Origin of the sequence: Winogradskyella sp. HB-48, assembly GCF_049942685.1 — a bacterium.
Classification (GTDB): Bacteria; Bacteroidota; Bacteroidia; order Flavobacteriales; family Flavobacteriaceae; genus Winogradskyella.
In genome coordinates this window covers 523,083-540,390 of sequence record NZ_CP187934.1, presented here as the reverse complement: position 1 = coordinate 540,390, position 17,308 = coordinate 523,083, and the positions used below count along the sequence as shown (strand labels likewise).

Here is a 17,308-nt window from a genome sequence, read left to right as displayed (position 1 = left end):
ATTATGCTTTAGATGCTGTGTATATTGTTGCCACACCCATAGTTTGTGGTTTGTCTTCGACATTAATAAACCCAATTTTCCTCAAAATATTGTTTAGCGCTTCACCATAAGGAAATACAGAAGCGGATTCGCTCAGGTAATTATAAGCTATCTTATCTTTCGAAAATAATTTACCTATACTTGGTAAAATAAATTTTGAGTACATATTATAACCAAATTTGTAAATTGGATTGGTTGGTACCGACGTTTCTAAAATAACAAAAATTCCATTTGGCTTTAATACTCTTAGTATTTCTGATAGCCCTTTTTCTAAGTTTTCAAAATTCCTGACACCAAAAGCAACTGTGATGGCGTCAAAAGTGTTCTCTTCAAAAGGTAAGTTTTCAGAATCTCCAATAACCATAGAGATAATATTCTCAAGTTTTTTTGAAGCTATTTTTTTTCTACCAACCTCTAGCATACCATTACTTATATCCAAACCAATAATTTCTTTAGCATTGGTTGAGGTAAGATTAATGGCTAAGTCACCAGTACCAGTAGCAATATCTAAGATATTTTCAGGTTGTTTTTTACTAACAATTTTAACGACTTTGTTTCTCCATTTTACATCTATGCCAAAAGAAATAACACGATTAAGCCCATCGTATTCTTTAGAAATGGTATCAAACATTTCGGTGACTTGCTCTTTTTTAGAAGCATCACTATTCTTATATGGTTTAACTTTTTCAGCCATCAAAAATTTTTGGCAAATATAATGAGAAGTTATAAGTACTTAAAGCTGCGAGTGCTTTAAATATATTATTCATGAAGACTAAAATAGAATCATACTCCCGGTCAACTTTAAATTTAAATAATTTAGGCACTTACCAACTTGAAACTTAATCCATATATTTGTATGTTTATTTTGAATAAAACACAATGAAAATAATTATCGCAGGTGCTGGAGAGGTAGGATTTCATTTAGCAAAATTATTATCCTACGAGTCGCAAGAGATAACCCTTATTGACACAAAGAAAGATAGCTTAACCTATGCTGGTGAACATTTAGATATAAAAACCATTAAAGGCGATGCCACTTCTATTTCTATTCTTAGAGAGGCACGCATAGAGTCGGTTGAACTGTTTATAGCTGTTACATCTTCAGAAACCACAAATATTACGGCATGTGTGCTGGCAAAGCAGTTAGGTGCGCAGCGTACTATTGCTAGAATATCTAATACCGAGTTTATTGATGAAAAAGACATTATCGGTTTTTCGCAGTTTGGTATTGATGAATTGATTTCACCAGAATCTTTGGCAGCATCAGAAATTGAGCTGTTATTGAATCAGTATGGTTTTAATGATACTTACGAGTTTGAAGGTGGAGCACTGACCATGCTAGGTTTAAGGCTTTCTAGAACGGCAAAATTTGTTGGAAAAACAGTAAAAGAAGCTGCAGAAATTTATTCAGAATTGCACTTTATTCCTATTGCTATTCAACGCTATGGAACACAGTATACCATTATTCCTCGTGGAGATACACAGTTTAAGGAAAATGATAAGGTTGTGTTTATGACCTCAAAAGGAGGTGATGCGGAATTATTTGACTTGTCTGGAAAAGTAAAGACCGAAATCAAGAACATAATGATTCTTGGTGGAAGTAAAATTGGTTTTAAGACAGCAAGAGATCTTTGTAAAAGTAAATTCAACGTAAAGCTTGTTGAAAGCAGGCAGTCCATGGCCGAAGATTTGGCAGATAGGCTTCCTGATGCACTTATTATTTGTGGTGATGGTAGAAATGTTGATATCTTGGATGAAGAAAACATTTCAGATATGGATGCCTTTATATCTGTAACTGGCAATTCTGAAACCAATATCATGTCCTGTCTTTTGGCTAAATCAAAAGGGGTTAAAAAAACCATTGCTTTAGTTGAAAATATGGATTATTACCAGCTCTCTCAATCTATAGGTATCGATACCCTCATCAATAAGAAACTGTTAGCAGCAAATAACATATTTAGATATATTAGGAAAGGTGAGGTTGTGGCTATGACCAAGCTTACCAATATGAATGCCGAACTGTTAGAATTTGTTGTTAAGCCAAATTCAAAGATCACCAATAAACAGATAAAGGATTTGGATTTTCCAAGGTCAGCTATATTTGGTGGTGTAATTAGAGATGGTGAAGGTATGATTCCACTAGGAAGCTTTAAAATTGAAGCTGGTGATAGGGTAGTGGTTTGCTGTTTGCCACGTTCTATATCTGAAGTTGAAACCTTTTTCTCGTAAGAAGAGCTATGTCTAGAATTCGACTAAATTATAAGATCATTTTCCATTTTTTTGGACTGTTATTGCTCTTCAATGGCGGTTTTATGATGCTAGCGGCCTTAATTAGTCTTATTTACAAAGATGGAGTAACCTTAAATTTGTTCTTGGCGAGTTTGTTTACCTTACTTATTGGTGGTGTTGCTATGTATGGCACCAAAAATCATAGTAAAGAAATGAACAAGCGCGAAGGTTATATAGTTGTGGCCTTTGGTTGGATAGTAATGTCACTCACAGGAACTCTGCCTTACATGGCCACAGAAGCTATACCAACTTTTACTGAAGCTTTTTTTGAAACCATATCGGGTTATACGACTACTGGTGCTAGTATTATTAATGATATAGAAGTCTTGCCTGAAGGTGTTTTGTTTTGGAGAAGTATGACGCATTGGATTGGTGGTATGGGAATTATTGTGCTTGCAATTGCCATTTTACCACTTTTAGGTGTTGGAGGAATGCAGCTTTTTGCAGCAGAAGCACCAGGTCCTGGTGGAGATAAATTACATCCAAGAATTACGGATACAGCAAAACGATTATGGCTGATCTATTTTGGTTATACAGTAGCTGAAACAATCTTATTACAAGTAGCCGGAATGTCCTTTTTTGATGCGATTAATCATGCGTTAAGTACGTTGTCTACTGGTGGTTTTTCAACTAAAAATGCTAGTGTAGCCTACTGGAATGATAATCCAGCTATTCAGTATATCATTATTTTCTTTATGTTTTTGGCAGGTACTAATTTTGTATTGAGTTATTATCTGTTTAAAGGTAAAGTTTCCAAAATCTTAGAAGATGAAGAGTTTAAACTATACTTTAAATTCATAGCCATCTTTACTATTATAGCAGCTCTTATAATTTACTTTAGAGCAGATGTGTCTCAGTCCACTATTGCCCATCCAATGGTTTTGGGTGAAGGGGAGAGTGCCATAAGACATGCCTTATTTCAGGTGTTGACAGTAATAACAACAACAGGTTTTATCTCAGCAGATTACACCATGTGGACACCATTTTTAACTGTATTTTTCTTCGGGCTAATGTTTTTGGGTGGTTCAGCAGGTAGTACTTCTGGTGGTGTTAAAGTGGTAAGGCACTTAATTTTAATAAAGAATGGATTCTTAGAGTTTAAACGCTCATTGCATCCAAATGCTATTTTGCCTGTTAGGTATAATACAAAATCCATTTCTAAAGACATTGTTTTTAACGTCTTAGGATTTTTTATTTTGTATATGTTATCATTTATTATTGGTGGTTTGGGGTTTTCTATGTTTCAAATGGATTTTGAATCTGCGATTGGATTGTCTGCCTCTAGTTTGGGTAACGTTGGACCTGCATTGGGGGACTTTGGGCCTGTAAATAATTATGCGGCCTTACCACCTTTGGGTAAATGGTGGGCTTCTTTTTTAATGCTGATTGGTAGACTGGAATTGTTTACTGTACTGATAATACTGACTCCTTTTTTCTGGAGAAACAGATAGAATTTTAATTTTTTTAAAGTTTTTTTAAAATTTAGCCAGCCTATAATTTTACTTGTATTTTTTAAGTTTTAGATACTCAAAATCAAATGATTGTTGTAATAGAGCCTGTAACATTTTTATTTGTGTGGCGTCGTATTTACGTAACCAATTAAAAATTATCAATCATGGAATTAGTATTAAATCAAGAATTAGAATCTGTGCCAGAACCCATTGTGGTGTCTCATTACACAACAAACGGTTTGTTAAACTCTAATTACAAATCAATTGTGAAACACAACTTTAGCAAGTCTAACACAAAATCTGTTTTCGGAATTAGACAACGTATCAAGTCTTCACAATTTAGCAAGGTAGATCACCTAGCAGCAATCTTAAAATTGTCTGTATTTGTGATGGCTTTAATCGCTATTTTCTAAAACATACACCTTACTTTTTTGACCTCTAACTGACATTTTTATGTCTTTTATATTCTGCCATCAATGTGCATCAGTACAATGCTGGTAATCTATACTCTAATTTTAAACTAAGAAGCGATGTCTGCAAGTTACATGTCAACAAGTATTAAGAATAATCTTAATCTGCTTTCTAAAAGAGAAAAGCTTAGAAATACTTTAGGTAGTTATAGTAAGGCCAATAAGACAGAATATAACTTGCCAAAAGCTTCTAAGAAACAACTTAGTAATATAGCTAAACAAATAAGAGAAGAGCATAGGGTTAGAATGGCCAAAATAGTAGTGGTAACAATAATACTGTTTTTTGTTCTAGTTAGTGCGTTTCTTTATGCTAAAGGAGGTATTATCCAGCTATTAACCTATTAAATAAATTTTGGTTTAGGTGCTACGGGTATCATTAAAAAGAAGCTATAACACAAGCTCTGGTTATAGCTTCTCTTTAATTTACCAAGGGTTTTTAATGGGGTCTATAACCCTTAGTCCAGTTATACCTACCTAAGTCAATTTCGCAAATATTTGGATCTTTGCTAGAGTATGTTAATTTAAATATTTTGCCGATGCAACCTTTGTTGTCATTATCTGTTTCGTTGCATCTAAAAAATGAAACAGCATCAGAACTTATATACCTTTTACCCTCTACATAATATTCGAAAGTTAAATTATACCTGGCATCATTTCTGTATCTAAAACTAATTATCGTAGCTTCTGTAATTTTACCAAATTCAGAAAGTTCATCAAAATGAGATTTGTTATGAAGAAATCCACCTACAATAAGTGTTATAAAAACCCCTCCTATTATTAGTCTTTCTTTTATTTTATAACTCAATTTGTTCAAGTTAAAAGAAATAATTCAAAAAATTTGATGAGACATGACTTAATTCAAAGCTTCCTTAATTCTTTTAATTGCTTCAATAATCTCTTCTTTAGATGCCGCATAAGAAATACGTATGCAATCCGGATTGCCAAACGCCTCACCTGTAACCGTAGCGACTAATGCTTCTTCTAACAGGAATAAAGACATGTCTGTTGCGTTATTAATGGTTTTTCCTTTTACAGTTTTTCCAAAATAGGCAGACACATTAGGAAAAACATAGAAAGCACCCTCTGGTTTATTGGTTTTAAAACCTTCTATGCCTTCTAATAAGCCTAAAATTAACTGACGACGTTCTTTAAACTCATCAATCATATATTTTATGCGAGAAGGATCAGCTTCTAAGGCAGAAATCACTGCGCGCTGTGCAATACAGTTTGCTCCGCTAGTGACTTGGCCTTGCATTTTGTTGCAAGCTTTTGCAATCCACTCTGGTGCGCCAATATAACCAATCCTCCAACCTGTCATTGCAAAAGCCTTAGAAACACCATTTACAGTAATAGTTCGGTCATACATATCTTCAAACTGTGCCATACTATGATGACCTCCAATAAAATTGATGTGTTCGTAGATTTCGTCTGATGCCACATATATGTTTGGGTGTTTTTGTAAAACATCTGCAATGGCTCTTAGTTCTTCTTTGCTGTAAACAGAACCACTTGGATTACAAGGAGAACTATACCAAAGCATTTTTGTTTTTGGAGTAATAGCCGCTTCAAGTTGTTCAGCGGTCATCTTAAAGTCATTAGAAATATCTGTTTTTACTTCAACAGGAATACCTCCGTTTAGTTTTACAATATCGGCATAGCTCACCCAATAAGGACATGGTAAAATAACTTCGTCACCGTCATTTAGCATCACTGAAGCTATATTGTATAGAGACTGCTTTGCTCCATTGGATACCACAATTTGAGGTCTTGTGTAGTTAAGGTCGTTATCGCGTTTAAATTTGGTTATAATAGCATCCTTCAGTTCTACATAGCCATCAACAGGAGTATAGCTATTGTAGTTGTCATTTATAGCTTTAATAGCCGCTTCTTTTACAAAATCGGGCGTATTAAAATCTGGTTCGCCTAGACTCAATCCAATAATATCTTTGCCCTCTGCTCTGAGTTCTCTAGCCTTAGCGGCCATAGCTAGGGTTGCTGAAGTCGATAGATTATTAATTCTATCAGAAAGTTGGTTCATGTGTTAGTTATAATAGAATTATGCTTGCATTGCTGGTCGCATGCCCATTTCTTTTAAGAATCTAAAATGCGCAACAATTGCTTTTCTTGTGGTTTCGTATTCTTTATAAGGTAAATTAAACTCTTTAGCAGTATCCTTTACGATTTTAGCAATTTTCCCATAGTGTATGTGGCTAATGTTTGGGAAAATATGGTGCTCTACCTGATGATTTAAACCACCAGTGTACCAGTTTACCAACCAGTTTTTTGCACCAAAATTAACAGTGGTTTTTAGCTGATGGATTGCCCAAGTATTTTTCATAGTACCATCTTTTTCTGGCATAGGCATTTCAGCTTCGTCCATAACATGGGCTAACTGAAAAACAACACTTAGGATTAGACCAGCTACATAGTGCATGATAAAAAAGCCAATAAGAACCTCGTACCAAGCTAAGTCTGTTATCAAAATTGGTAAAACAATCCACATAGCAACGTAAACCAATTTAGAAATAACCAATTTACTCCAGTTTACAATTGGATTAGGTAATTTACCATAAGATAATTTACGCTTCATGTAGCGCTTCATCTGCTGAAAATCAGTAGTTATAGCCCAATTGATAGTAAGCAATCCATAAAGGAAAATAGAATAATAGTGTTGAAATCTATGATGCTTGCGCCATTCAGCGTGCTCAGAAAATCTTAAAATTCTACCTGCCTCTAGATCTTCATCGTGGCCATGGATGTTGGTGTAAGTATGATGAAGTACATTATGCTGTACTTGCCAGTTGTAAACATTTCCAGCTAAGATATATATGCTACTTCCCATTAAGCGGTTTACCCATTCTTTGTTTGAAAAAGAACCGTGATTACCATCGTGCATTACATTCATACCAACTCCTGCCATACCAATACCCATTACCACTGTTAATAGCAGTTGAGCCCAAGTAGGAATATCTAAAGTAAGCAATAAAAAATAGGGTGTTAAAAACATTGCAAACATAACAACTGTCTTTACCCAAAGTTGCCAATTACCTGTTCTTTTGATGTTATTCTCTTTAAAATAATTGTTTACACGTTTATTTAAAGTCCTAAAAAACTTTGCCGAGTCAATACGAGAGAATGATAAGGTTTGTTGAGCCATAAATCTGTTTTTTTATAATATAACGAAAGGGGATTGCTTTCATTATAAGTTGCCAAAGATAATTAATAAATAAAATGCTGCCTTATGCTAAGACGTTAATTTATGCACACTAAAATAGTTATTTTTGCACAAATTAAAATGGATGGATTTAATTCTAAAATATTTTCCTGATTTAACAGAGCGACAAATTGAACAGTTTGCAGCTTTAGAGGCGCTTTATAAAGAATGGAATTCTAAGATTAATGTAGTTTCTCGTAAGGATATAGATGAATTGTACCTAAGGCACGTTTTGCATTCTTTGGGTATAGCCAAAGTAATTCAGTTTGCTGACAACTCTTCAATCTTGGATGTTGGTACAGGTGGTGGTTTTCCTGGTGTACCTCTGGCTATTATGTTTCCCAATTGTCAGTTTCATTTGGTAGATAGTATTAATAAAAAATTAAAAGTTATTAATGCGGTTTGTGAAGCAATAGAATTAACTAATGTGAGAACAACACACAGTAGAGTGGAAGCTATTGATGAAACTTACGATTTTATTGTAAGTAGAGCGGTAACAGCGATGCCTGAGTTCACCAAATGGGTAAAAGGTAAAACCGCTAAAAAACAACGAAATGAATTAAAAAATGGGATTCTATATCTAAAAGGTGGTGATTTAACTGAAGAACTAAGGCAGTATACAACTGTTAAAGCATATTTATTATCAGATTATTTTGAAGAAGATTTCTTTGACACTAAAAAAGTGATTCACTTGCCCTTAAAGCATAATTAAAAAAGCGCTTCGTTTAGAAGCGCTTTTTTATGTGCTATAATTAGATTAGTTAGCAATGAACTTTGTTGTGAAGCTAGTGTTATTTTCAGTAGTTACATTCAATATGTAAAATCCTGAATCTAGATTTACTGGTATTTCAGTTCGTCTATTTAAAAATTTAGAACTGTTGTAAACCACCTTTCCTGAAACATCCACAATTTGTATCAATGCATTTGATTCCGTATGCGTTAGGAGTACAATTTCATTTTTTATAGGATTACTTTCTAGTTGAAATGTAATTACCTCATTGTCTGAAATCCCTAATGGAGGTGTTAAGATTTCTATTAATGCGAAATTAACATTGTCTTCTGTTAACTGTACATGAGGTTCATTATCATCTGGTAAAAACGTATTATCAAAAGGCGTAATGTTTGTGGTGCCACGACCTGCTAGATTGATATCGTGATGCCAATCTATTTCATTATCTGTAATTTCTAAAGCTAAGGCACTAACAGAAGGAATAAAACTAAACTTATCTATCTGCAAAGCATTTACAAAATCGCCTGCCGTACCACCACCAGAGGCTATACCGCCAGTTAAAGCTGCTAAATCAAAAAGTCCACCAGGTGCAGAGTCCACACCATCAGAATATGAAAAGGATTGGCTATTGGCATTAGATCCTTCCACTTCAAAACCAAACAGAGAAATGCCAATGTCACTAACACTAGAGGTTATGCCAGCCGCTGGTGTAAAATAGATTTCAACGTCAACAATCGCAGTAAAAGCACCAGCAGGAACACTAAAACTATCATTAATCACAGTATAACTGTTGCTTACTGTAGGTCCACTATTGCCTAAAGCAAAATACGAACTACCAATGCCACTACCATTAATTATGGCAACATTTCTTGTGTTTTCAGGAAAACCTGAAGTATTAAAACTATTGATATTACTTTCAAATTGCGCTCTAAAAGGGTGAGCTTGAGGCAATGTAAGTGTCGGGTCAAAATTTACCGTACTTCCCGACTGAAGATGGGCTTCAAAATGATCAATTAACAATTGTCGAGCCGCTGGAGACTTCAAAAACGAATTGATAAGCGGCTGAACTTCTGTAATCGGTTGGGTGCCATTATTGGCAAGAAAGTTCAACTGGTGTTGTAAGCCAATAGGTACATTGGCTCCATGATGCGGAGAATCAAAAGACATATATAATCTGGTGTCTGCATCTAATCCATTAGATTCCATGTAATTTAAAGCATATCTTGAAATCAATCCACCCATGCTTGGACCAATAATGACATTTTGCTCAGGGCTGTTACCAGCCTTGGCAGCATTGATAATGCCTAACAGCTCTACAAGAAGCATAGCATTACGCTCAATAAAATCAGTCCCACCATCTACTGTTGCACCATCAGCTGCTCTCACATACACAGGAAAATTTAATATGATGACATCAAAACCTTCAGTTCTTACTAAATCTGCTAAGTTTTGTGCGCCAGAGTTGCCCGTAAAATCCAATAAACTGTATAATCCAGGAATATCTCTTGAATCACCTGGATCAAAACCATCAACCACGATTATGGGTTTATCGAGCACTCCAGTATCAGTATCTAGAAAAATCTGATATTCTCCTTCTCCGGGGTAATTGGCCGCTTCACCATAAGCTGATAAGTCTGGTGTGATACTAGAGGTGAAAGAGGTTTGGGCTATTAATAAAGAAGGAAGGATTAAAACAATGAAAATGTAGAGTTTCTTCATATTGAGGGAGTTTTTGGTTTTAGACTCAAAAGATACAAAGTTTTAAAAGGCAATTGTCAAATTCAATAGTATATTCTATCAAAAGCAAAAAAAATCCTTAAAAGCACTAGGCTCTTAAGGATTTGTAATTCAGTTTGTTATATTGGCTATCCTAAGAAAGGGTATCTGTAGTCTGTTGGAGTTACAAATGTCTCTTTAATTAATCTTGGAGATACCCAACGCAATAAGTTTTGAGCACTACCAGCTTTATCATTAGTTCCGGATGCTCTGGCACCACCAAATGGTTGTTGGCCAACAACGGCACCAGTTGGCTTATCGTTGATGTAGAAATTACCAGCCGAATTTTGTAATGCTTTAGTAGCTTCGTCAATAGCATAACGCTCAGTGGCTAAAATTGCACCAGTTAAGGCGTATTCGCTAGTCTCATCAACAAGTTTTAAAGTCTTGGAATAGGCTTCATCTTCATAGATATAAATGGTAATTACTGGGCCAAACAGTTCTGTACACATCGTAGTGTATTTAGGATTGGTCGTAACGATTACTGTAGGTTCAATGAAATATCCTTTAGATTTATCATAATTTCCACCAGCAATAATTTCGGCATCATTATCAGCTTTTGCTTGGTCTATATATTTAGCTAACTTATCAAACGATCCTTCATGAATTACCGCAGTGATAAAATTGCTCATGTCTTCTGGTGAGCCCATTTTGAATGAAGCGATGTCTTCTAAAACATATTTTTTTACATCTGCCCAGATTCCTTTAGGGATGTATGCTCTAGAAGCTGCACTACATTTTTGGCCCTGGAATTCAAATGCACCACGAGAAATCGCAGTAGCTACTTGTTTAGCATTAGCAGATTTATGAGCTACTATGAAATCCTTACCACCTGTTTCTCCAACAATTCTTGGATAGGTTTTGTAGTTATGAATGTTATTACCTATCTGTTTCCACAACTCTCTAAAAATAAATGTAGAGCCTGTAAAGTGTAATCCTGAAAAATCAGGATTAGATAGTACTGTATTCGTAATCATTACAGGGTCGCCAAATACAACATTGATGACGCCATCTGGTACTCCCGCTTCTTTAAAGACATCCATAATGACTTTTGCTGAATATATTTGGCTATCGCTTGGTTTCCAAACAACAACGTTACCCATTAATGCCATACAAGAAGGCAAATTGCCAGCAATTGCTGTAAAGTTGAAAGGAGTAACGGCATAAGTAAAACCTTCAAGCGGACGATATTCTACACGGTTCCAGGCATCGCTTGTACTTTCTGGCTGTTCCATATAGATGTCAGTCATAAACTGAACGTTAAAACGTAAAAAGTCTATAAACTCACATGCTGCATCAATTTCTGCTTGGTGAATGGTTTTAGACTGTGCAATCATAGTTGCAGCATTGATTTTTGCTCTGTAAGGACCAGCAATCAATTCGGCTGCTTTTAAGAAAATTGCAGCACGTTGTTCCCATGGTAATTGCGACCATGTTTTTCGAGCTTCTAAAGCCGTAGCAATCGCTTCTTCAACATGTTTTTGTTCTGCTAAATGGTACTCACCAACAATGTGTTGGTGGTCGTGAGGAGGAGACATAGTTCTGGTATTGCCAGTTTTTACATCTTTTCCATTAATATATAAAGGGACTTCTACTTTGCTGTTAAACATAGCTTTATAGGTCTCTGCTACAGCTTTACGTTCTGGTGAACCTGGTGCGTAAGACTTTACAGGTTCGTTAACAGCGACGGGTACATTAAAGAATCCTTTTGACATAATATGATTGTTTTTGTTTAAATTTTTAAAGTGCAAAGGTACAATATTTATGACAGAATCTTGGTTACAATCATTACAGTTCTGCCGAGAAAACAAGTATAATTTTTTGTAAGTTGCTGCCTGAAATTTTTAATCAATTTCATGTTGAAAAATGATGCCTTTATTTTAACCCTTGCTTATCCTGAAACTATTGTATCTCATGCAGATGAGTGGTATTCAAAATATTTAAAATATCTTTCAATTGGAAGCGAAAGCCATGTGAGAGCTGGACATGCGGCCATGGTTTTAATTCATAAAAACACAGGTGTTTTAGAATATCATGATTTTGGAAGATACATTACCTCAGAACCCAATGGACGTGTTAGAGGTAGAGAAACGGATTTTGAATTGCATTTTCCTATTGAGGCTAGAGTAGAAGGAGATGACATAAAAAACTTAGAGGAAATCCTTGAGTTTTTAGCTGTCAATCCCAAATTAACTCATGGTGATGGTCATTTGTATGCGTCGGTTTGTAATTCAGTTAATTATGACTTAGCCAGAAGTCATATTGATGACATGCAGGCCAAGGGTTTTATTAGATATGCAGCTTTTATAAAAGAGGCTTGTAATTGTGCTAGGTTTGTAACCGATGCTTTAATCGCTGGTGTTTCGGATGTGAAGATTAGGAAAAAACTCATTCGATCTAAATGGTTTACACCAAGTACTATTGGTAATGTCGTAATTGCAGATACTGAAGACTTTGTTTATTTAGTGAATGAAAAAGGCAATATAAATGAATTTAAATCCACAGTTAGTAGAGAAAATAGAAGATTGTTTTTAGACAGGCTCAAAGGCTATGATCCAAGTTTGGTTGGAACGTTAGAGCCCAAACATAATGATGTTAAAGAAGTACATGCACAATGGTTAAGTGGTATTGCTGCAGGTGCCTGGTTTGAATTACACGATTTAGGACACGATTCAGAATACCGTTTTAGAAGAATTTCACCCTATGGAAATATGGATTGTGACGGTATTTACAAAGTGAATGATGATAGTTTCGATATTTCAAAAGACTATCAGTTTGTGCATTACTCTAATTGTCTTTTTTTTAATATAAAACAAGAGGGTAAAGTTTATAGATTTGAATTGTTAAAAATATAGATTAGTGTTTGTTTTGCTTTTTGTCAGTTATCATATTTTTCCATTCGGTAAAAATCACCTCTGAACATCTATCAAAACACTTGTAACCTTTTCTTTTTCTTTTTTTCTCACTCATGTAGTAATAAGACAACAAACAACTCATATCAAAATCGCCAAATGTTTCCAAATTAAATAGAAATAACTCGTCTTCTGTGCTAAAAGAGTATTCTTGTATGTCGTCGATAAATTCAACAACATCATTAGAATCAAATCCTCCAATTCTATAGAATTTTTCTTTTTTTAGATTATAAGCTAGGTAATAATTACAATTTCCAAACCAAGAATGAGCAGTATTGTCCTTTGAGTAAACTATTTGATCAAAGTGGATTTTCATTAAAACTATATTTTCAGATGTGTTTTCAGTAAACTCTATTTTTTGAGATTGTATTGTTTTAATTAGCTTAGTGCTATCAGTAATGCCTTGTCTATGCATTGTCATTAGTTTAGCTTTGAAAGCTATATTAGTACTATCAACTTTTACTTGCTGAGCCATTCCTGCAATACAACAACAAATAAGGAAAATATATGTGAGATAAAATTTCGTCACTATCTAAGCTTTAAAAGATAAGTATGATAAAAATACAATAATTTGAGTAGCTGAAGGTACGATTCTAATTAAGCGCAAAAGGGGCACTCAATTTAAAAGAAGGAATATATACTTTAAACTTACTGGCTTTAGTAAAGTTCACCATATTGTAATGGCCTTGCATAGCGCCAAAAGGTGAGGTTAAAAGGCAACCAGAGTTGTAAGTGTGTTTTTCGCCAGGTTTAAGAACAGGCTTTTTTCCTATAACACCTTCACCTTCAATAATTTCAACATTATTGAGGGCGTCAAGTATTTTCCAGTGACGGGAGTGTAACTGAACAGAATCTTTACTTTGGTTTTCAATCGTTACTTTATATCCAAAAGCAAAGTGCACTTTATAATTTTTATAAAAAGTGCCTTCAAAATTGGTTTCTACGGAAATCTTAATACCGCTTGTAACTTGTTGTACCATTGATTATTTTAGTGTTGTATTTGCTAAAATAAAATAAATTTTCATTGAAGCCTTATATTTTGGCTAAGAGGTGGATATTTTTAACATTTTATCGTTAACGTGCATTTCTAAAGTTTTAAAAAATGCTATAATATCGTTTTCTTCCAATAGACTATTAATAGTAACCATACGCACAAACTGTTCTTCTTTAAAAGACCCAAAACCAACCATTAGTTTCGAATTCTCATACAAGGCAGTGCATAGTGTTTTGGCATCAATATCTTTATAATTAAAGCAAACCGAAATAGAATCCTCAAAACTGTATAATTTATAGTCCTTGTTGTTTTTTATATAGTCTCGTGCAACTTGTGCCATTTCAAATTGTTTATCCACGATTTTCTTTAAGCCATTTGTGCCGACAGATTTCCAAAGTGCCCATATTTTAAGGGCGTCATTACGTCTGCCACATTGCATCGAAGTTTTACCTAAATTAAAATCATCTCCATCGGTTTGGTAGAGATAATCCGCTTCGTTAGAGAACGAATGGTGAAGTTGTTCTGGATGTTTTGTAACAATAATAGAACAACTAAGAGGTGTGCCTAACATTTTGTGGGCATTAACACTGAAAGAATCTGAATGTTCTACTCCTTTAACCAAGTGTTTATAGGTATTGCTAAAAATAACTCCGCCACAATAAGCACCATCTACATGAAGCCAAAGCTTATGTTTTTTACTGATTTTACTTATAGCCTCAATATCATCAAAAGCACCAAGAACCGTAGTGCCAGCAGTGGCATTGATGAAAAAAGGTGTGTAGTTGTTATCAATATCAATCTTAATCAGAGTTTCTAAATGATTTGCCAACATTTCTCCTCTATCGTTGGTTTTGACGAATCTCACTTGTTCACGACCAATTCCAATTAAGGCCGCATTTTTTGTGATAGAATAATGGGATTCTACCGATGTGTAGAGTGTCATTTTTGATGAAATACCTTGAGTCCTGACGGCTTCATTTTTAGCATCTCTCGCCATAATAAGTGCCATCATATTACTCATTGAGCCACCAGGTGCAAAAGTGCCATCACTATGCTCTGAGTAACCAGTTAGTTTGCATATGTTTTTCAAAACTTGCTTTTCTATCCCTACTTGAGGGCCTGCTACTTTGTAGGTGTACATGCTGTTGTTGAGCATTACCGAAAGTAAATCACCAAGTGTCGCTTTACCTATTCGCCCACCAAATAATTGATTAAAAAAAGATTTTGAAGCTGTTTTTGGTGTGCTTTTTATGATGGACTTTAAACTCTCAATGAGTTCATCATCAACAATGCCTTCAGCATTTAAAGACAAGTCGAGTTTGTTGTACAATTCTGATGTTGGTATAGGTTTAGTAACAGGATGGCTTTCTTCTTCAAGTAGTAGTTGTTTAGCAAGTTGAAGAAATATTTCGAGATCGTTCTGCATTAGTTTATTTCAAATTTTGCATAGCATAAATTTATTCCTATTTTTCGGTATTAAAGAACTATTTTCCTAAATATTGAAAACAGAGGAACAGATACGTACACTAATTGGTCTATTGTCGAAATCATCTAAAGAAGATTACACAGAAATTCTACTAAATTTTAGTTTTGAAGATATAGACTTTTCTGAAATTGAATATTGGGAGCCTCAATGCTATACCAGAAACTGTTTTTATAAAGATGATAATTTTGAACTTATTTTAATTTGTTGGGACAAGTGCCAGAAAACCGCCATTCATGATCATGATGGTGAAGATTGTTGGGTCTACTTGCTCGAAGGAAAAATGGAGGAAGACTTTTATAGATTAAACGACAATGAGCAATTAGAGTTCTGTGCTACAAATGTTTTAGGAAAGGGACAGGTCACAAAATCTGACAAGTTGAGCGGCTTCCATAGATTAAGGAATAGTAAAAACAGTAGAGCATTAAGCCTTCATGTTTATGCCAAGCCAATAGAGCAGAGCCTTACTTTTGATGAAAGTGTAGGGAAATTAATAGATAAAAAATTAAAATATGATACTTTTAAAAGTGTTGTGCCTTCTCAAGTGATTTATTAATTAGAAATATCTACAGAAGTTGCTTCACCATAACCTATGAGTCTGTCATATCTAGCACCTAAATCTCTATAATAAACCAATACTTTATAATTATTTTCTGTTTGCCAGTAATTACCACTAATTGTACCTTCATCAAGCTCACCAGTTTCACTATCTACTACAACATATTTATAATTATAAAACCCTTGTTTTAATCTAAAGCTAACTTCATATTCTCCCTTTTCAGTAATGTATTTCATTTTGGTTAGCGGTTCAATAGCGAAGGCGTTAAAATTGCCATAAACATGAATATCCTTTCCAATTAATTCATCTTGGGCTAAAGAAAAATGAACCATTGTATAGTCCGCTTCGATATCAACATCTGTTCGGTCTAATGCTGTTACCTGAAAGTTGCCATTTAAATCTGGGTTGTAAGTATAAGGTCTCCCTGCTCTTGGAGCGTTAGGGTATAGGTAACTTTGATAGATGTCCTTTAAGTCAATAAATTGTACACCAACGTTAGATATTCTTACATCTTTATTTTCAAACCATAAAAACTCATTGCCTCCCCAAAATGCAGATTCGGTATCATAACGGTATATAAGCTCGTTACCTAATGTGTACTGAGGTTTTAAATCTGATATTGATGTGTTAAGGTTGTTGTTTTGTATGATGACGGTTTTAATGGTCTCAAGGGGATTGTTAAAATTGATACTATTGGTAGAAATGGTAAGGTCAACCGATTGTTTTTCGTCAATTACTCTAACATCTCTTGAGCGTTTTACACGTACGCCTACATTGACCAAATCTTCATATACCATAAATTTTCTACTGAACATAAGTTCATCATACTCGTCATAAATAGAAATCATGTAGTTGCCACTCTTTAAAAGCCCTCTTGTTTGGATATTGGGTATTTGTAATTTATAATGGGAGTAAACTTGATAGGTGTTGAAGGAATTATAATATTCTAAGATACGTTGATTATCCAAACCTCTTAAATATTCTGCTTTTGCTAGAATTGATGGAGTCCAATCAAAATCGAAGTGCTCAATCACATAATAAAAATCTTCTTCATTTGCATTAAGTGCGTCAAATTCCAAGATTAAAGGTTCGCCAAGTTTTAAAACAGGTAATTGACCTTGCGTAGTGTTGCTTTTAAAGGTAATGGTTTTTATAAAATCTGGTGGACTTACTTCTCCTACTTGGGCAAAAGAAGTTAACTGTAAAATGAAAAAAAATAGAGTATAATAAATATTCTTAGATATCATAAATTGAAAATATGAATGGTATCAAAGATAATCAAATTCTATGCCTTAACGCATAAGTGTTATTTATAATGATTATAAATAAAAATGTTGATGTTAAATTGAAAATATATTCCTCTTTAATTCTTAAATTTGCACGGATTTTTA

General features: G+C 34.4%; 17 protein-coding genes. 7 read left to right on the top strand and 10 right to left on the bottom strand.

Translation table 11 applies throughout. The features are described 5' to 3' along the window. Nucleotide 1: 1 nt before the first annotated feature. Nucleotides 2–733 carry a bifunctional demethylmenaquinone methyltransferase/2-methoxy-6-polyprenyl-1,4-benzoquinol methylase UbiE gene (gene ubiE / locus ACPX19_RS02605; RefSeq protein ID WP_426431312.1) on the bottom strand — a complete coding sequence of 244 codons (732 nt, stop codon included), beginning with the start codon at nt 731–733 and terminating at the stop codon, nt 2–4. Nucleotides 734–918: 185 nt separating this feature from the next. On the opposite strand from ubiE, the gene trkA reads away from it, so the two are divergent. The 4 genes from trkA (at nt 919) to ACPX19_RS02585 (ending at nt 4,594) form a co-directional block, all read left to right on the top strand. After that, nucleotides 919–2,268, top strand: coding sequence for a Trk system potassium transporter TrkA (trkA, locus tag ACPX19_RS02600; protein WP_426431311.1), 1,350 nt, complete (start codon nt 919–921; stop codon nt 2,266–2,268). An 8-nt stretch (nt 2,269–2,276) separates the two neighbouring features. Beyond that, nucleotides 2,277–3,779 (top strand): TrkH family potassium uptake protein, encoded by a 1,503-nt coding sequence (locus tag ACPX19_RS02595; protein ID WP_426431310.1) that lies wholly within the window; start codon nt 2,277–2,279, stop codon nt 3,777–3,779. Between the two features lie 164 nt (nt 3,780–3,943). Further along, entirely contained in the window at nt 3,944–4,192 is a 249-nt protein-coding gene (locus ACPX19_RS02590) for a hypothetical protein (protein WP_426431309.1), read from the top strand. A gap of 117 nt (nt 4,193–4,309) precedes the next feature. Then, complete coding sequence (locus tag ACPX19_RS02585; RefSeq protein WP_426431308.1) at nt 4,310–4,594, top strand: hypothetical protein; 285 nt, start codon at nt 4,310–4,312, stop codon at nt 4,592–4,594. A gap of 91 nt (nt 4,595–4,685) precedes the next feature. Here ACPX19_RS02585 and ACPX19_RS02580 read toward each other — a convergent pair whose 3' ends face one another. From ACPX19_RS02580 to ACPX19_RS02570, 3 genes are read right to left on the bottom strand one after another with little or no spacing between them, the layout of a single operon-like run. Next, nucleotides 4,686–5,054 (bottom strand): hypothetical protein, encoded by a 369-nt coding sequence (locus tag ACPX19_RS02580; RefSeq protein ID WP_426431307.1) that lies wholly within the window; start codon nt 5,052–5,054, stop codon nt 4,686–4,688. A 48-nt stretch (nt 5,055–5,102) separates the two neighbouring features. Next, a complete protein-coding gene (locus tag ACPX19_RS02575) occupies nt 5,103–6,287 on the bottom strand; it encodes a pyridoxal phosphate-dependent aminotransferase (RefSeq protein WP_426431306.1) in 1,185 nt (394 codons plus the stop codon). An 18-nt stretch (nt 6,288–6,305) separates the two neighbouring features. Then, on the bottom strand, nt 6,306–7,406 hold the full coding sequence (locus ACPX19_RS02570) for a fatty acid desaturase family protein (protein WP_426431305.1): 1,101 nt from the start codon (nt 7,404–7,406) through the stop codon (nt 6,306–6,308). Between the two features lie 142 nt (nt 7,407–7,548). Between ACPX19_RS02570 and rsmG the strand changes: the two genes are divergently transcribed. Further along, nucleotides 7,549–8,175 (top strand): 16S rRNA (guanine(527)-N(7))-methyltransferase RsmG, encoded by a 627-nt coding sequence (gene rsmG / locus ACPX19_RS02565; RefSeq protein WP_426432419.1) that lies wholly within the window; start codon nt 7,549–7,551, stop codon nt 8,173–8,175. A 45-nt stretch (nt 8,176–8,220) separates the two neighbouring features. Here the strand turns inward: rsmG and ACPX19_RS02560 are convergent, their stop codons facing one another. Together ACPX19_RS02560 and pruA are read right to left on the bottom strand one after the other, a co-directional pair. Then, nucleotides 8,221–9,912 carry a T9SS type A sorting domain-containing protein gene (locus ACPX19_RS02560; RefSeq protein ID WP_426431303.1) on the bottom strand — a complete coding sequence of 564 codons (1,692 nt, stop codon included), beginning with the start codon at nt 9,910–9,912 and terminating at the stop codon, nt 8,221–8,223. Between the two features lie 146 nt (nt 9,913–10,058). Next, nucleotides 10,059–11,684, bottom strand: coding sequence for an L-glutamate gamma-semialdehyde dehydrogenase (gene pruA, locus ACPX19_RS02555; protein ID WP_426431301.1), 1,626 nt, complete (start codon nt 11,682–11,684; stop codon nt 10,059–10,061). 141 nt (nt 11,685–11,825) lie between these two features. Here pruA and ACPX19_RS02550 point away from each other — a divergent pair, with 141 nt between their 5' ends. Next, nucleotides 11,826–12,824 (top strand): DUF6695 family protein, encoded by a 999-nt coding sequence (locus tag ACPX19_RS02550; protein ID WP_426431300.1) that lies wholly within the window; start codon nt 11,826–11,828, stop codon nt 12,822–12,824. 1 nt (nt 12,825) lies between these two features. Here the strand turns inward: ACPX19_RS02550 and ACPX19_RS02545 are convergent, their stop codons facing one another. The 3 genes from ACPX19_RS02545 to ACPX19_RS02535 all read right to left on the bottom strand — a co-directional run bounded on the left by ACPX19_RS02545 (nt 12,826) and on the right by ACPX19_RS02535 (nt 15,301). Continuing rightward, nucleotides 12,826–13,296 (bottom strand): hypothetical protein, encoded by a 471-nt coding sequence (locus tag ACPX19_RS02545; protein ID WP_426431298.1) that lies wholly within the window; start codon nt 13,294–13,296, stop codon nt 12,826–12,828. A gap of 178 nt (nt 13,297–13,474) precedes the next feature. After that, a complete protein-coding gene (gene apaG / locus ACPX19_RS02540; RefSeq protein ID WP_426431296.1) occupies nt 13,475–13,861 on the bottom strand; it encodes a Co2+/Mg2+ efflux protein ApaG in 387 nt (128 codons plus the stop codon). Nucleotides 13,862–13,924: 63 nt separating this feature from the next. Next, nucleotides 13,925–15,301 (bottom strand): pyridoxal phosphate-dependent decarboxylase family protein, encoded by a 1,377-nt coding sequence (locus ACPX19_RS02535; RefSeq protein WP_426431295.1) that lies wholly within the window; start codon nt 15,299–15,301, stop codon nt 13,925–13,927. 73 nt (nt 15,302–15,374) lie between these two features. On the opposite strand from ACPX19_RS02535, the gene ACPX19_RS02530 reads away from it, so the two are divergent. Then, nucleotides 15,375–15,914 (top strand): cysteine dioxygenase, encoded by a 540-nt coding sequence (locus ACPX19_RS02530; protein WP_426431293.1) that lies wholly within the window; start codon nt 15,375–15,377, stop codon nt 15,912–15,914. On the opposite strand, the gene ACPX19_RS02525 is transcribed toward ACPX19_RS02530, so the two are convergent. Beyond that, complete coding sequence (locus ACPX19_RS02525) at nt 15,911–17,164, bottom strand: DUF5103 domain-containing protein (RefSeq protein ID WP_426431291.1); 1,254 nt, start codon at nt 17,162–17,164, stop codon at nt 15,911–15,913. The genes ACPX19_RS02530 and ACPX19_RS02525 overlap by 4 nt on opposite strands. Between the last annotated feature and the right edge of the window lie 144 nt (nt 17,165–17,308).

Excerpts from the sequence above, each read along its gene's own strand:
- trkA (WP_426431311.1), top strand. The coding sequence starts at position 919 with ATGAAAATAATTATCGCAGGTGCTGGAGAGGTAGGATTTCATTTAGCA.
- ACPX19_RS02535 (WP_426431295.1), bottom strand. The coding sequence starts at position 15,301 with ATGCAGAACGATCTCGAAATATTTCTTCAACTTGCTAAACAACTACTA.
- ACPX19_RS02595 (WP_426431310.1), top strand. The coding sequence starts at position 2,277 with ATGTCTAGAATTCGACTAAATTATAAGATCATTTTCCATTTTTTTGGA.
- rsmG (WP_426432419.1), top strand. The coding sequence starts at position 7,549 with ATGGATTTAATTCTAAAATATTTTCCTGATTTAACAGAGCGACAAATT.
- ACPX19_RS02570 (WP_426431305.1), bottom strand. The coding sequence starts at position 7,406 with ATGGCTCAACAAACCTTATCATTCTCTCGTATTGACTCGGCAAAGTTT.
- ACPX19_RS02575 (WP_426431306.1), bottom strand. The coding sequence starts at position 6,287 with ATGAACCAACTTTCTGATAGAATTAATAATCTATCGACTTCAGCAACC.
- ACPX19_RS02525 (WP_426431291.1), bottom strand. The coding sequence starts at position 17,164 with ATGATATCTAAGAATATTTATTATACTCTATTTTTTTTCATTTTACAG.
- ACPX19_RS02590 (WP_426431309.1), top strand. The coding sequence starts at position 3,944 with ATGGAATTAGTATTAAATCAAGAATTAGAATCTGTGCCAGAACCCATT.
- ACPX19_RS02585 (WP_426431308.1), top strand. The coding sequence starts at position 4,310 with ATGTCTGCAAGTTACATGTCAACAAGTATTAAGAATAATCTTAATCTG.
- ACPX19_RS02550 (WP_426431300.1), top strand. The coding sequence starts at position 11,826 with ATGTTGAAAAATGATGCCTTTATTTTAACCCTTGCTTATCCTGAAACT.
- ubiE (WP_426431312.1), bottom strand. The coding sequence starts at position 733 with ATGGCTGAAAAAGTTAAACCATATAAGAATAGTGATGCTTCTAAAAAA.
- apaG (WP_426431296.1), bottom strand. The coding sequence starts at position 13,861 with ATGGTACAACAAGTTACAAGCGGTATTAAGATTTCCGTAGAAACCAAT.
- ACPX19_RS02560 (WP_426431303.1), bottom strand. The coding sequence starts at position 9,912 with ATGAAGAAACTCTACATTTTCATTGTTTTAATCCTTCCTTCTTTATTA.
- ACPX19_RS02545 (WP_426431298.1), bottom strand. The coding sequence starts at position 13,296 with ATGCATAGACAAGGCATTACTGATAGCACTAAGCTAATTAAAACAATA.
- pruA (WP_426431301.1), bottom strand. The coding sequence starts at position 11,684 with ATGTCAAAAGGATTCTTTAATGTACCCGTCGCTGTTAACGAACCTGTA.